The sequence below is a fragment of the Prolinoborus fasciculus genome (genome assembly GCF_056724605.1).
In genome coordinates, this window is record NZ_JBWZQN010000033.1 from 22,580 (window position 1) to 36,308 (window position 13,729).

General features: G+C 42.1%; 16 protein-coding genes. 9 read left to right on the plus strand and 7 right to left on the minus strand.

Going from position 1 to position 13,729, the window contains the following annotated elements; genetic code table 11:
- Positions 1-26: 26 nt before the first annotated feature.
- Entirely contained in the window at positions 27-1,037 is a 1,011-nt protein-coding gene (locus tag AC1P5O_RS09315) for an NAD-dependent epimerase/dehydratase family protein (protein WP_004280212.1), read from the minus strand.
- A gap of 70 nt (positions 1,038-1,107) precedes the next feature.
- Between AC1P5O_RS09315 and tusD the strand changes: the two genes are divergently transcribed.
- The 4 genes from tusD to AC1P5O_RS09335 are packed head-to-tail and all read left to right on the plus strand — an operon-like array spanning position 1,108 to position 2,499.
- On the plus strand, positions 1,108-1,476 hold the full coding sequence (gene tusD, locus AC1P5O_RS09320; RefSeq protein ID WP_004280211.1) for a sulfurtransferase complex subunit TusD: 369 nt from the start codon (positions 1,108-1,110) through the stop codon (positions 1,474-1,476).
- A 44-nt stretch (positions 1,477-1,520) separates the two neighbouring features.
- On the plus strand, positions 1,521-1,871 hold the full coding sequence (locus AC1P5O_RS09325; protein WP_004280210.1) for a hypothetical protein: 351 nt from the start codon (positions 1,521-1,523) through the stop codon (positions 1,869-1,871).
- 17 nt (positions 1,872-1,888) lie between these two features.
- The gene (locus AC1P5O_RS09330) at positions 1,889-2,173 is read left to right on the plus strand and encodes a DsrH/TusB family sulfur metabolism protein (RefSeq protein ID WP_004646886.1); all 285 of its coding nucleotides are present in this window, start codon (positions 1,889-1,891) and stop codon (positions 2,171-2,173) included.
- A 14-nt stretch (positions 2,174-2,187) separates the two neighbouring features.
- Positions 2,188-2,499: a TusE/DsrC/DsvC family sulfur relay protein gene (locus AC1P5O_RS09335; protein WP_004280207.1), complete on the plus strand. Its 312-nt coding sequence runs from the start codon at positions 2,188-2,190 to the stop codon at positions 2,497-2,499.
- Between the two features lie 115 nt (positions 2,500-2,614).
- Here the strand turns inward: AC1P5O_RS09335 and AC1P5O_RS09340 are convergent, their stop codons facing one another.
- The 4 genes from AC1P5O_RS09340 to ybaK form a co-directional block, all read right to left on the minus strand.
- Positions 2,615-3,097, minus strand: a complete 483-nt coding sequence (locus AC1P5O_RS09340) for a hypothetical protein (RefSeq protein WP_004280206.1) — start codon at positions 3,095-3,097, stop codon at positions 2,615-2,617.
- Positions 3,098-3,166: 69 nt separating this feature from the next.
- Positions 3,167-4,150, minus strand: coding sequence for a YncE family protein (locus AC1P5O_RS09345; protein WP_004280205.1), 984 nt, complete (start codon positions 4,148-4,150; stop codon positions 3,167-3,169).
- Complete coding sequence (locus AC1P5O_RS09350; protein WP_004646885.1) at positions 4,119-4,367, minus strand: hypothetical protein; 249 nt, start codon at positions 4,365-4,367, stop codon at positions 4,119-4,121. Before AC1P5O_RS09350 ends, AC1P5O_RS09345 begins: the two co-directional genes overlap by 32 nt.
- 244 nt (positions 4,368-4,611) lie before the next feature.
- Positions 4,612-5,079 carry a Cys-tRNA(Pro) deacylase gene (gene ybaK / locus AC1P5O_RS09355; RefSeq protein WP_004280203.1) on the minus strand — a complete coding sequence of 156 codons (468 nt, stop codon included), beginning with the start codon at positions 5,077-5,079 and terminating at the stop codon, positions 4,612-4,614.
- A gap of 959 nt (positions 5,080-6,038) precedes the next feature.
- Between ybaK and aroQ the strand changes: the two genes are divergently transcribed.
- The 3 genes from aroQ to accC are packed head-to-tail and all read left to right on the plus strand — an operon-like array spanning position 6,039 to position 8,310.
- Positions 6,039-6,494 (plus strand): type II 3-dehydroquinate dehydratase, encoded by a 456-nt coding sequence (gene aroQ / locus AC1P5O_RS09360; RefSeq protein ID WP_004280201.1) that lies wholly within the window; start codon positions 6,039-6,041, stop codon positions 6,492-6,494.
- 16 nt (positions 6,495-6,510) lie between these two features.
- Positions 6,511-6,927: an acetyl-CoA carboxylase biotin carboxyl carrier protein gene (gene accB, locus AC1P5O_RS09365; protein WP_004280199.1), complete on the plus strand. Its 417-nt coding sequence runs from the start codon at positions 6,511-6,513 to the stop codon at positions 6,925-6,927.
- Between the two features lie 18 nt (positions 6,928-6,945).
- Positions 6,946-8,310 carry an acetyl-CoA carboxylase biotin carboxylase subunit gene (gene accC / locus AC1P5O_RS09370; RefSeq protein WP_004646808.1) on the plus strand — a complete coding sequence of 455 codons (1,365 nt, stop codon included), beginning with the start codon at positions 6,946-6,948 and terminating at the stop codon, positions 8,308-8,310.
- Between the two features lie 55 nt (positions 8,311-8,365).
- On the opposite strand, the gene AC1P5O_RS09375 is transcribed toward accC, so the two are convergent.
- Complete coding sequence (locus tag AC1P5O_RS09375) at positions 8,366-8,809, minus strand: hypothetical protein (protein ID WP_004646807.1); 444 nt, start codon at positions 8,807-8,809, stop codon at positions 8,366-8,368.
- 314 nt (positions 8,810-9,123) lie between these two features.
- On the opposite strand from AC1P5O_RS09375, the gene AC1P5O_RS09380 reads away from it, so the two are divergent.
- Entirely contained in the window at positions 9,124-10,554 is a 1,431-nt protein-coding gene (locus AC1P5O_RS09380) for a sensor domain-containing diguanylate cyclase (RefSeq protein ID WP_348942292.1), read from the plus strand.
- 46 nt (positions 10,555-10,600) lie between these two features.
- On the plus strand, positions 10,601-12,091 hold the full coding sequence (locus AC1P5O_RS09385) for an amidase (RefSeq protein ID WP_004646804.1): 1,491 nt from the start codon (positions 10,601-10,603) through the stop codon (positions 12,089-12,091).
- 16 nt (positions 12,092-12,107) lie between these two features.
- Here the strand turns inward: AC1P5O_RS09385 and AC1P5O_RS09390 are convergent, their stop codons facing one another.
- On the minus strand, positions 12,108-13,274 hold the full coding sequence (locus AC1P5O_RS09390) for an MFS transporter (protein ID WP_004646803.1): 1,167 nt from the start codon (positions 13,272-13,274) through the stop codon (positions 12,108-12,110).
- Between the last annotated feature and the right edge of the window lie 455 nt (positions 13,275-13,729).

Here is a 13,729-nt window from a genome sequence, read left to right on the forward strand (position 1 = left end):
ATCAAATATAAGCTAAGTTCTCTTACTTACTGCCCTCTGAGCATATTCTGATAAAACAACCATTCATCCTCAAGCATCTTTCTGAGTGATCGCTGAGGTTGCCAATGTAGGATATTTCGCGCTTTTCCAATGTTCGCCCCCAATTGATCCATTTCCGCATGTGGGTATGGCAGAGCATCCATGGTTTTGATTGCAGACTGAGTCACTTCAGCCAGTTGATCTAGCAAATCCTGTATGGAAATCAATTCACCGGCAATATTAAAGGCTTCACATTTTAATTCCTGCTGTTGTGATAGCCATTGCAAGGACTTGATCACGGCATCACAACAGTCTGCGACATGCAGAAAACTGCGTTCTACTGTGCCATCCGCAGTATGGGCCTGACGGCGTAATTCCAGATATTCACGTTGCTGTGCAGCGACCTGCATCGCCAAAGGCAAAATATTTTTCGGTAAAGGTGGCACCGCTTCCCCCAGCACACCGTGTTCAAAGGCGCCGGCGATATTGGATAGACGTAGGATCGCAATCCGCCATTCATTATCAGTTTTGGCAGTATCCCGGATAATTTCCTCAACCATTTGTTGCGATTTGATATAGGGATTCGGATAGGTATAGTTAAAAGGCAGATCTTCGCTTAAATCTGTGCCAGATTGTCCATATACCGCCAGACTGGATAAATGTACCAGATGACGCACTCCGGTACGTTGCATGGCACGCATGAGACTCATAATACAGCTGACATTATCATTATAATATTCAAGTGGTTTTAATACTGATTCTTCCAGTGACTTAAAACTTGCGGTATGTACCACAGCCTGAATCGAATGCTGCTCAAAGACTTTGTTCAATGCTGGGGTATTGCGAATATCAATCTTGATAAAAGGTACGTACATGCCGGAGATAAACTCAAGACGCTCCAGAGTCTGTAAGTTCGCATTGGCCAAATTATCGACCACAATGACCTCTAGTCCTTGTGCTAACAGACTTAAAGCAATATGTGAGCCTAAAAAGCCTAATCCACCCGTCACTAAAATCATTTATACTACCTACTTTCTGATGAAGCCAAGATCAATCTGTTGCTATTGATCAAGCCTGTAGTGAATTTCGATGAGCACCTTAATTCTTGTTACCTCCGCACCGACTTCCATTTATGCCTGGCATGCCCTGGGTTTGGCTCAGGCCTTGCAAGATAAACAGGAAGCATTCCGTGTATTCTTCTATCAGGACGGCGTATCGGTCGCAAATGCACTGCAATGGGTACCCGACGATCAACGTCATCTTACACATGCATGGCAAGCGCTACAGATTCGCCTCCCGGTCTGTGTAAGTGCAGCATTGGCACGTGGAATTACAGATCTGGACAATGCTCGACGTCACAATATTCAGCAGCATAATCTGGCAGATGCCTTTGAATTGGTCGGTTTAGGTGAACTTGCCGATGCTGTTCAGTCCTCACAACGTCTCATTCAATTCTAGATGTTTCATTTTTTAGAATGTGTTGCTTTTCCAAGGAATCTTGTGTGAAATCTGTACTTGTTATATTAACCCAAGCCAATCTGACCAGTCTGCAGGTGCATGAAAGCCTATCGGCTACGATGGTCCTGGCAACTTTTGGCGCAGAAGTTAAAGTCCTGCTACAAAGTGCTGCCCTCAGTTTGCTGCATTCAGACCTGCAATTTGACCAGGTGCATCATGCATTCAAACTGGCATCAAATATGGTCGACAGTTTCGAGTTTTATGATCTCACTCCGATTCTGATTGAGAAAAAAAACCAGCATTCCTCATTTGTGGCACAGAGCGAACAAGAAATCGAATTTATTGAGCTTAATTCTGAATTTATTCAAAGCTTTGATCATGTGATGTATTGGTAAGGAACAAGGATATAAAAATGTCAAATCACACACTTTATCTGATCCAATCCAGCTATTCGGCAACAGCGCAGATCCTAGAGCAACTGGCTCAAACTTATACAATGGGTGATCAGGTCGTGCTGATGGGTGAAGCGGTTTTGCTGCTAGAGCATTCATTTCTTCAAAGCTTGCCGAAAATTCACATACTGAAAAATGATGCGGAGTTATTAGTACAGCCTTTGCCTGATCAGATAAAGCTTTTGAATTATGCGGATTTTGCAGATCTTTGCCTCGAGTTTAATCGCTGCATTTCAATGAAATAATAAATGAGTTAGATATGAATTTAGAATTGGATCAAGATGGCCATCTGGTTGACTATACCATCTGGAATGAAGAAGTCGCTCAAGTGCTGGCCGATAGTCTGGAACTGAGCTTAACTCCTTGGCATTTTGAAATTCTGCAAGCGGTACGTCAGTTCTATCAGCAGTTTGGTCATTCACCAGCAACACGACCACTGATTAAATTTTTAATGAAAACTGTCAGTGCCGATATCAATAATGCCATGCTTCAAGAAAAGTTTAATACTGGTCTGGTGGCCCGTCACTTAAGCCGTTTGGCTGGTGTACCCAAGCCTGCAAATTGTTTATAAAGATACTTAGCTTTCTATAGTGTGTATTTAAAGGCCCAGATCATTTTTTGGGCTTTTTTTTATGAGAGCAATTTTCAGACTGAGAATAATGAAAGATACAGCTGGATCTAATTCGTCAAGTTCGAGTTTGTTCTAATACTCGCAACGCCCGATGCAATTCATGATCCATTTCAGGCAGAACTTTAATCAGAAACTCAATTTGTGCTTTCGCTTCGGCCTTGCTCACCAGTTGGGCCTCTACCAGTTTTTGCTGCTGACTGATCAACAAACTGACTTGTTGAGGATTTGGTCGTTGTCCCTCACTTAAAGCGTTAATGATCTGAGTAAAGTCCAGATATAACTGTTCTTGTTGCTTTGATAATTCGCTTTGCTTTGCAACCGTATCGTTCTGTTTCTTCTTCGTAGTTTGACTATTCTCAGGAGAGTTAACAGATATATAGCTTGCCGATTTTTCAACTGGCAGGACCGGATCAGAATGGGTCTGATCAGTAAAATTCGTCCGATAGATTTCTTGTCGTACCTGATAACCAATACCCACTAAAGTCCCAAACAAGAGCAATCCGATCATTACATAGAACAGAATTGTTTTATCATTCATTTTTATGTCCTCAGCTCAACAAAGACAACCTTTATCAAAAAGCTGTCTTTTTCGCTAATCGACGATTGACTACGGCGTTGACCAGTCTGCTGGTGCATAACCAATCCGAACGCGTTGTGGATGATTTCCTACCGGTACACTCAGCACTTTATTGCCTGTGGCAAAATCAATCACTGTGACTACATCTGTTTCACTTTCTGAAATTACACAGCTACGACCATCCGGGCTTCGCGTTGCCCAATAAGGTTTATCTGCAGAAATCAGTTTCCCGGCTGTCAGTGTTTTGCGATCTACAATCGTAGCGTAGTTATCCATGGTACCGGCGACACAGAGCTTTTCACCATCAGCACTGATTGATAGGCCATGATGACGCGAATCATTCACCCATTTTGTCCGGTCTTTCGGAATACTGTCACTGCCAGGCAGCTGTCCGATCCGGCTAATCTTGTTCTGATTCAGATCGTACTCAATCAGCCCATTAAAAAATGAAACCTGGGCATACAGTTTGGTTTCATCCTTACTAAATACCATTGGTCGTACTGAGTTGGACAAATCTTTTCGACCAAATGCATCCAATGCAGGCCTGAAATCGATTTTTCTTACCACCTGATGCGTATTGGCATCTGCGATAGTGATAAAACGCTTACCTTTAGTAAAGTCTTGCCACTGTGCATCCATCGAGGTTTCAACATTGCCGATGGCAGAGTTCAGGATCTTGTTGCCGCCATCGAAGTAAATGTTTTCATGCGGTTTATCGCCAGTGCTGAAACGGCCCAACTCTTTACCGGTATGGATATCCAGTACATGCACCACATTTCCTGAAGATGCAGATACGGCGACTCGTTGCCCATCTGGTGATACCGCCATATGGTCGGCACGGAAGCTTTCAACAGGCGTCCGCCAGTTAATCTTGCCGGTTTTGATATTAATCGATACCACATCAGCGAAACTTGGGCGCGATGCAACGACTGACTGACCGTCTGGTGTCGAGTACATATCATCCACCAGCTGGTCATTGCCTTCACCAGCTGTAGTCTGAATAAGTATAAGCAATCAGTTTGATTGGATTCAGGTGAATTTCCTTAAGGCGCTCTTTACGGTCAGGAATCATGTTAATGACGCCTATTTTGCCAAAATCACCCGATGGACGAATCACGGTTACTGTGCCATCCCAGTTATTTCCGACAAAGAAAACCTGCTGTGAATTGGCAGGTGCTGCTAAAGACGAAGTAGCGGCCTGTACACTCGGCAACGCAGAAAGCATCGCCATTGCAGATAATGTCAGACAGAACCGTGGTCATTTTTTATTTTGAATTTTCATCCATTATGCTCCGCATCATAATTTATATTTTTGTTTTCATTCCTTGTTGTGTACACAGTCAGGCTGTGTTTTAACTTATCTAATATACAAACGTATAAAATGATTTACTGTTATTTCCGACCAAAAAATATGCAGCCATTTTAAATCTATCACTTCAGGTTCTATGAATTTAGGTGATCATCGTACTTCGATCTTATGTATCCAGTACATCGACAAACTGTGCATTGAGCACATTGGCAAGATCAGCTGGTTTTATTCCGATATCCAAGCCTCTTTTACCGCCACTGACATAGATCGTATTCAACTGTTCTGCGCTGGCATCAATCACCGTTTTTAATCGTTTCTTTTGACCAATGGGACTGATTCCGCCGACTAGATAACCGGTCAAGCGTTCTGCATGTTTAGGATCTGCCATCTGGAGTTTTTTGCATCCTACGGCCTGCGCTACTTTTTTCAGATTGAGTTGATGATGTACCGGTAAGATGGCAACAAAATACTGTTTTTCATCCGTGACTAATAAAGTTTTAAAGACTTCTTCCACCGAAAGCCCCAATTTCTCAGCAGCTTCTAACCCGAAACTTTTGGCATTGGCATCATGTTCATATTCATGAATGCTGTATTCGATTTTATTGGCTTTTAATAGTTTGCATGCAGGTGTCATAGAAAGTCTTGTTTGAGAGGTATCGCATGATTATATAAAGATTAGCTCAAGAAGTTAATGTAGATGAGGCAACTACAGAGCAAATTTTGCTTTAAGTCCGTATTCCGCTTCAATCAGACCTATTTGGTTCAATCTTTACGCTCTTCAATACTTTTAAACTCTTCTGCAAAGATGATGACGAGCAAAATATCAACAAATGTATGTGTTTTTGCCACTGTCTATGCGTTAGGTGAATCATATCTTTACTGCGTAGAAGACTTGAAGATGAACACATTCGTCACCTCACAGATCTATACACACGAAGCATATAAGTCGAGCGTTTTATCTTAAACCTGCTGAGATTCAACCCTTATATCTAGAAGATGAAGTACATTTTTGCACAGCACTTATCATGGATGCTTGAAGTTAAAGTAATGTAATTAATTCCAATCTATTGGAAGAATAGACCTAGGAAAATCCAAGGACAATAAGAGAAAATATCATTAACATATTGTCTTATCTTATATTTTTAAATTTTCATCACGTTTTAAGAAGCGGTCGATAGCTTATATATAAAGAGGATAATCAGCACAACTCTAAAGTCAGAATGTAAAGAGTTTTCTATGCTCTAGAAGTCGAACATTGCGGTAAAATCAGCCAGACAACTCTTGCTCAAAACTAAAAATATCACTAAAAGGAAGAATTTAGCGTTAACATGAAGATACAGTTACATAAAGGATATTAACTGTTTTTGCCAATTGGGTTTACAATGAAAATAATCTGAATACCCAGCGAATTGTAATTTTTTAACATTGCCAAATCTCTGCAAAGTTTTCATTATAGCGCCACTGTTTGCTATATGCTTTCTACGTTAATTCAAAGAAATTATAAATAGTAATGTAGAAAATCATGCAATAATAAGCAGAGTTTGCAGACATCTTGCAAACAAACCCCGATACTTTTTAATTGGAGCATGCTGGATGAGTTCGACCATTTTGGTTATTCATGGACCGAATTTAAACTTGCTTGGGAAGCGCGAACCGGAAGTTTATGGTCACCTTAGTCTTGACGATATTAACCAGCAACTGATTACTCAGGCTCAAAAGGCCACATTACAACTCGAAACGTTCCAAAGCAACTGGGAAGGTGCCATTGTTGACCGAATTCATCAAGCTCAGCAAGACGGCGTTCAATATATAATTATTAATCCGGCAGCATTGACTCATACCTCTGTTGCGGTTCGCGATGCCCTTCTTGGCGTTGCCATTCCTTTCATTGAAGTCCATCTGTCTAATGTGCATGCACGTGAGGCATTCCGACATCATTCGTACTTGTCCGATAAAGCCATCGGCGTGATTTGTGGTCTAGGTGCAAAAGGCTATGCTGCTGCCCTCGACTATATCATTGAAAAAATACAACCTTCTACACAATCTTAATTAGGAATACTGTCTCATGGATATCCGTAAAATCAAGAAACTCATCGACTTGATGATTGAATCTGACTTACAGGCGATCGAAGTTAAAGAAGGCGATCAGTCGATTGCATTAACTCGTCGTAATCCAGTGGTTGCAGCAGCTGTTCCTGCTATGCCTGCACCAGCAGCCGAAGCGCCAGCAGTAAAATCTCCTCGTGGCGCAGTTGAAACTTCACCAATGGTCGGCGTGTTCTATGCAGCACCAAGCCCAGGTGAACCGACATTTGTTAAAGTTGGCCAGACCGTTTCTGCAGGCGATACGCTGGGTATTATCGAGGCAATGAAAATCATGAACCCGATTGAAGCTACTCAAAGCGGTGTGATTGAAGAAATTCTGGTGAAAAATGGTGAAGTGATTCAATTCGGTCAACCACTTTTCCGCTACCGCGCTTAATCACCCCGGGGATTTATAATGTTGCAAAAAGTTTTAATTGCAAACCGTGGTGAAATTGCGTTACGCATCACCCGTGCTTGCAGAACTTTAGGGATCAAAACTGTAGGTGTCTATTCTGACGCAGACAAGGACCTGATGCATTTACGTTTCTGTGATGAAGCAGTGTGTATCGGCCCTGGTGCGAGCAGTGACAGCTACCTGAATATTCCTGCGATTATTACAGCTGCTGAAATTACCGGCGCAGATGCAATCCATCCTGGTTATGGATTCCTCGCTGAAAATGCAGAATTTGCAGAAATCGTGGAAAATTCTGGTTTTATCTTTATTGGTCCACGTCCGGAACATATTCGTTTAATGGGGAACAAGGTTTCTGCCATTATTGCCATGAAAAAAGCTGGTGTACCAACAGTACCAGGCTGCGACCATGCCGTAACGATTCACAATGCCATGGCTGAAGCGAAAGAGATCGGTTTTCCACTGATTGTAAAAGCTGCTTCTGGTGGTGGTGGTCGTGGTATGCGTATCGTAGAAAATGTCGATACCCTGCTTGAATCTGTTCAGGCTGCACAGCGTGATGCGGAAATGTGGTTTGGTGATGATACGGTGTATATGGAACGTTTCCTGCAAAAGCCACGTCATGTCGAAGTGCAAGTACTGGCTGATGGTAATGGCCATGCGATTCATCTGTATGATCGTGATTGTTCACTACAGCGTCGCCATCAAAAAGTACTGGAAGAAGCGCCAGCACCGAACTTACCAGAGCAAGCACGTGCTGATATTCTAGAAGCCTGTGTCAATGCCTGTAAATTGATGCAATATCGTGGTGCAGGTACATTCGAATTCCTGTTTGAAGATGATGAGTTCTTCTTCATTGAAATGAATACGCGTGTTCAGGTTGAACATCCGGTAACTGAAATGGTAACGGGTATCGATATTATCGAACAGCAATTGCGTATTGCTGGCGGCTTAGGTCTCGATATTCAGCAAGAAGACGTCAAAGTTTTAGGACATGCGATTGAATGCCGTATTAACGCAGAAGATCCATCGACCTTCCTGCCTTCACCAGGCAAGATTGACAACTTCTATGCACCAGGCGGCGCAGGTATCCGTTTAGATTCGCATGTTTATCCAGGCTACAGCATTCCACCGTATTATGATTCGATGATTGCCAAACTGATTTCGCATGGTAAGGATCGTGAGACATCTATTTCTCGAATGAGAAATGCTTTGGAAGAAATGATTTTGACTGGCGTTAAAACCAATATTCCTTTGCATAAAGATTTAATCCTTCAGGATAAAAACTTCTGCAAACAGGCAATGGATATTCATTACCTAGAGAAGCATTTGTTAAAGCAGCTTGAAGGTGCTGAAGACAAAGCTTAAATCAAAGCTCATAAAAAAACCGCTGTCATTCAGCGGTTTTTTTATGGTTTGCAATTTAAGGCAATACGCGTCTGAGCACAGCAAAACATTGTTCGGCTTTTTCATTGGCGCAGAAGTTAATGGTATAAGGGTTTTGCCATTTCACAAAATATTGCGAAATTTCACCAGACTGATCCACCTGATTGCCTGAACAGTCTTTTTCATTATTGTCATATTTTACTTGCAGAATCAGCGCTGGAATCTGCTTCGAAGGATCCTGTGCCGGCTGATAGTCATATAGCCCCGACGTCCACTCATCGCCACTTTTAATCACCACATTATTATTGCCTTTAAAATTATAATATTCGATACATTTTTTATTATTCGGGATTTCCATTCCCCACAATCCGACAATTTCCGGACGGGTTTTCACAGTAAATGTATTTGGGATTTCAGCAGCTTTAGCAGGAGCATTCGCTGGTTTTTTATTTTCTGTCGCCATTAGCCAAGGTGAGCTCATGAGTAAGATAAGGCTAAGACATATTTTTTTCATATTTACCGGCATCTTGTTAACAATTGATTCTAAATTATCATATTTTTTGGGATCGTGTCCCGCTCTAACGCAATTTCAATACAGAGTCAGAAATTATTTATCACATTGTTTAAAAACATGGATTTCCTTTCTGACTGTTTTTGTATATATTTCGTATATAAGAATCTTAATAGTTCGTATTAATAACAGCTTAATCAAACAATAAAATTATATTTTAGGTCAAACTTAGTTGCTGAACAAAGTGATCATTCACACTTAGAAATTTGAATAGGATTTTAAATTTGCAATTAGCTCGAATAACAGAACAACAATTAAATCATGAAACATATGCTTATTTTGTCATTGTTTTCGCTGTTTTAGTCTGTTGTTTTATTGGGATCGCAACCAGACCGATTGAGTACCTGGCCTTATTGTGGCCGGCCAATGCTGCCTTGTTAGCCCTGTTCTTACGCTTTCCACATTTAAATAATGTGGGAGGTTGGCTTGGTGCATTCAGTGCTTTTATGTTTGCAGATCTCGTCACCGGAAACAGCCTATTACAAAGCCTGTTTCTTACCCTGTCTAATCTGATCAGCACTATTGTCTCGATATTTTTTATTCGATATTTCAAGATTAATTACAAATACTATAATACTGGTTATACATTCGTTCATTTATTTGGCATCTTCGCTTTTGCCGGCTGTCTGGCCAGCGCTGCTTTTGCAGTTGCCACCCTGCCAAACTTACCCAATACATTCATGACCAAAGAAAACTTATGGATTGATTTTGGTCTATGGTGGACGGGCGAGATGGTCAATTATATCGTGGTATTACCTTTGCTTCTGGCCTTTCCCAGAATCAAGGATATGCAGTATCTGTTTAAAAACCGCCGTCAAAAGCGTCATCATTTCAGTTATTTTCTGCCCGCAGCTACAGTCTTACTCTGTGTCATCATCACCAATATTTTTTCAGGTCCGGGCACCCTGCTCTATCCTTTGGCTGCGCTGATCTGGGCCGCATTAACCTATCGCCTGTTTAGCATGACACTGATTAATGCGTTTGTGACTATTTTAACCTATTACAGCCTGACGCGGTTTTATGCCACAACGCATGACACCTTGGCAGATTCTACGATTTATATTTCGCTCCGGATCGGGCTGTTTATGCTGGCCTTATCGCCGCTTATTCTTTGTATTATTAGTCAAAACCGCAATGAGCTGTTTAAACGGGTTCTCTATCTGGCCAATCATGACAGTCTGACCCGCACCATGAACCGTCATTTTTTCTTTCAGAAAGGTGAATATTTACTGCAATATGCCAACAGAATGGAATTTTCGGTCATCATGCTGGATATTGATCATTTCAAACGTCTGAACGATGATTTTGGCCATCATGTCGGTGACAAGGTGCTGCAACATTTTGCGGAAATCATTCGCTGCAATTTACGTGCTGAAGATCTGTTTGCACGAATTGGTGGGGAAGAATTTGTGCTGTTACTCTGGAATACCGAACCATCAGAAGCACGTCTTATTGCAGAACGGATTCGTGATCTGGTGGAAAAAACCCCGATTTATCAATCAGATGGCTCGCCCCTGTATATTACCGTGAGTGTGGGCATCACTCATCAAAATGAACCGCAGGCCCAAGACCTGCAAAACCTGATCAATATTGCAGATCAAGCCTTGTATCAGGCCAAACATCGTGGGCGAAATCAGGTGGTGCTTGCATCTTGAGCCTAAATGATCTACAACCTTGAAGCAGCAACACTAGGGAATGGCAATGAAATTTGAAGAATATCTGCAATATGACGGTTTAGGACTGGCTGATCTGGTCGCCAATAAACAAGTACATTCAAGTGAACTTTTATCTGCTGCACTAGAGCGTAGTTCAATTGCCAATCCCGAGCTAAATGCAATTATTATTCCGATGCATGAGCATGCATTGAAACGGAGCCAGCAAAATCTGTCCGGACCTTTTGCCGGTGTGCCTTTTCTGGTTAAAGACCTGTTTCAGGAATATGCCGGTTATCCAACTTCTTATGGTTGTCAGGGCTTAAAACGGATTGGTTATATCGCCGAGACCAATGCCGAGATTGTCAATCGCTGGGAAAAAGCCGGGATTGTGACTTTTGGACGTACCAATACTCCTGAATTTGGGATTAAAGGTATTACTGAACCAGATGCTTGGGGCAGCTGTAAAAATCCGTGGAATTTACAGCATAATAGCGGCGGCTCGTCCGGTGGTTCCGCTTCTGCCGTGGCTGCCGGAATTGTACCAATTGCGGGTGCTGGTGATGGTGGCGGCTCGATACGTATCCCCGCTTCCTATTGCGGCCTGTTTGGCCTGAAACCGAGTCGTGGCCGCACGCCTTGGGGACCACAAATGAGTGAAGCCATGCATGGCGCCGCGATTCAGCATGTACTGACCAAAACGGTACGGGATAGTGCTGCAATGCTGGATGCCACCCATGGTGAAGATCATAGTTCACTGTTTAAGATTCAGCGTCCACAGCATCATTATCTGGATGTGATTCAGCAACCGCCAAAAAAACTGAAAATTGCGTTTAGCACTTATTCTACGATTGGCACACCTGTTTCCCAGGATGCCATTAAAGCCATTGAAAAAACAGCCAAATTGCTAGAATCTTTGGGCCATGAGGTGGTCGAAGACCGTCCAGCCATTGATGGAATGCAACTGGCCAAGGATTTTATTACCACCTGGTTTAGCCAGTTTTCATTTATGCTGGATGAAATCCAGAAAGGCTATCCGTCCAAATCGAATGATTTTGAACTGGACTCTTTAGCGCTGGCGGCTTTTGGGGCCAAAACCAGCGCGATTGATTATATCCAGAACCTGAATAACTGGGGCCAGTACGTGACCCAGATGAATCATTTCTTTGATAATTATGATCTGTACCTGACGCCTGCAACGGCGACAGTGGCGCCAAAAAATGGTGAGGTCAAAACACCAAACTGGCAGAAACCGATTCTTAAAGCTTTATTGAAACTAAATAAAGCACATTTGCTGGCGCAAGGTAAACTGGTCGACCAGATTGTGAAAGAAAATCTAAAATGGGTGCCTTTTACCCAGTTGGCCAATATTACCGGACTCCCAGCGATGTCTGTACCACTGTACTGGAATGAACAAAACCTGCCGCTCGGTTCACAGTTTATTGCGCCGTTTGCCCGTGAGGATCTGCTATTACAACTGGCAGCCCAATTGGAACAGGCACAACCGTGGTTTGGGCAATACGCCAAAATCCGTATTTAATACTGAGATGATATTTTCAAGCCTGTTTTTGCAGTTCGACTTTATTTGGCAATCCGAAAATCAGTAACAAGCCAAGCAAAGTCGATACTGCAGCAGCGATAAAAATAGATGTGCCGCCGACTTGATCCCAATAATGCCCAGCCAGAATACTGCCACTCGCCACGCCAACGCCCCACATCGTGCTATATAGCGCTTGTCCACGTCCTTGCTGCCCTGCAGAAAAATTCTGGAAAATCACTCGCATCGCAATCATATGAAATAAACCAAAACTTAAAGCGTGAATCGTTTGAGCAAAAAACTGTGCCATGAATGAAGCAGGAAAGACCCCGACGATGAACCATCTTAATCCGGTCATCAATAAGCATAACGTGACCAGATGGCGCCATGACCAGCGTGTCAGAAAGAACGTCGCATAGGCAAACATGATGATTTCCGCAATGACCCCGACTGACCAGAGCAGCCCAATCTGGCTGGTGCTAAATCCCGCCTGACTGAGATAATTGCTATAAAAACTATAAAACGGCGCGTGTGAAAATAGCAGAATCAATTCAATCAGGAAAAAACTATACACCACTGGGCGTTTAAATATCGGCCATAAGGGTTCGAGCTGTTTCTGGGCGATAGGCGCCATCGTGGGCTCTTTAATGGTAAATGACCAGAGAAAGGCCAGAAATGAAATACACAGCAACAACACTGGCAACATACTGATGCTCATAATTTCAAAGACGGCGCCCAAGCCGAATACACCAATTATAAAACCGACAGATCCCCATTTTCGTACTTTGCCATACAGTTCTGCTCTTTTTTCTCCGAGCCAGAACAAAGTCACGCCTTCAAACTGTGCCAGAATGGCATTCTGAAAGAAACTGAAAATCAGCATCAGTAAAGCTACGGACTGAAAGCTATTGGGAATAATAAAAATCATGAACCAGATACAGGCTTCCATCCAGGTGGCAATACGCACCAGCAACATACGTTTACCGGATTTGTCTGCAATCCAACCCCAGATCAACGGCGCAAAGAATCGGGTAACAATCGCAATAGAAGATAAAATGCCGATTTCCTGATAATTGAAGCCTTGATCTTCAAGATACAGACTCCAAAAAGGCATGAATGCTCCAACAATCGCATAGTAAAAAAAGTAAAATCCACTGAGTCTATGCTGGATTGCTAGAACTGGCATTGATTTATATATCCTAATATTTTCAAAATGTTAAACTCAATAAATTTCTATAGCACTGTATTCGACGACTCTTGATTTTGCTACGAGCATCTTGCATTAGTCTAAAAATAAATTTTCATAAGTTTATGGATAAATTTTGCTAAAGTAAAAATTCTGTGTTGAGTTAAATTAAAGTAAGAATATAAATCGGCTTCTATATTGAGCACACGATAAAGAGTGGAAACATTTTTAGAAAGGAGCTGGATGAACTTTAAATCTGAAGATCAATAATTACACAGACATTCTCATTATTTTATGGCTAAATTATGTCCAAAGATTTTCAGATCATAGGGCAGAGTAAAACTTGAAGTGCGACATAAACCACCTAATTAATTTAAAGGGTTTATGGAGTATATAAAATTGTCATACCATCATCTTAACTTTGAAGATCGTACTGCATTAATGCTTGAGTCAAG

Excerpts from the sequence above, each read along its gene's own strand:
- AC1P5O_RS09315 (WP_004280212.1), bottom strand. The coding sequence starts at position 1,037 with ATGATTTTAGTGACGGGTGGATTAGGCTTTTTAGGCTCACATATTGCT.
- tusD (WP_004280211.1), top strand. The coding sequence starts at position 1,108 with ATGAGCACCTTAATTCTTGTTACCTCCGCACCGACTTCCATTTATGCC.
- AC1P5O_RS09330 (WP_004646886.1), top strand. The coding sequence starts at position 1,889 with ATGTCAAATCACACACTTTATCTGATCCAATCCAGCTATTCGGCAACA.
- AC1P5O_RS09335 (WP_004280207.1), top strand. The coding sequence starts at position 2,188 with ATGAATTTAGAATTGGATCAAGATGGCCATCTGGTTGACTATACCATC.
- AC1P5O_RS09340 (WP_004280206.1), bottom strand. The coding sequence starts at position 3,097 with ATGAATGATAAAACAATTCTGTTCTATGTAATGATCGGATTGCTCTTG.
- AC1P5O_RS09350 (WP_004646885.1), bottom strand. The coding sequence starts at position 4,367 with ATGGCGATGCTTTCTGCGTTGCCGAGTGTACAGGCCGCTACTTCGTCT.
- ybaK (WP_004280203.1), bottom strand. The coding sequence starts at position 5,079 with ATGACACCTGCATGCAAACTATTAAAAGCCAATAAAATCGAATACAGC.
- aroQ (WP_004280201.1), top strand. The coding sequence starts at position 6,039 with ATGAGTTCGACCATTTTGGTTATTCATGGACCGAATTTAAACTTGCTT.
- accB (WP_004280199.1), top strand. The coding sequence starts at position 6,511 with ATGGATATCCGTAAAATCAAGAAACTCATCGACTTGATGATTGAATCT.
- accC (WP_004646808.1), top strand. The coding sequence starts at position 6,946 with ATGTTGCAAAAAGTTTTAATTGCAAACCGTGGTGAAATTGCGTTACGC.
- AC1P5O_RS09375 (WP_004646807.1), bottom strand. The coding sequence starts at position 8,809 with ATGAGCTCACCTTGGCTAATGGCGACAGAAAATAAAAAACCAGCGAAT.
- AC1P5O_RS09385 (WP_004646804.1), top strand. The coding sequence starts at position 10,601 with ATGAAATTTGAAGAATATCTGCAATATGACGGTTTAGGACTGGCTGAT.
- AC1P5O_RS09390 (WP_004646803.1), bottom strand. The coding sequence starts at position 13,274 with ATGCCAGTTCTAGCAATCCAGCATAGACTCAGTGGATTTTACTTTTTT.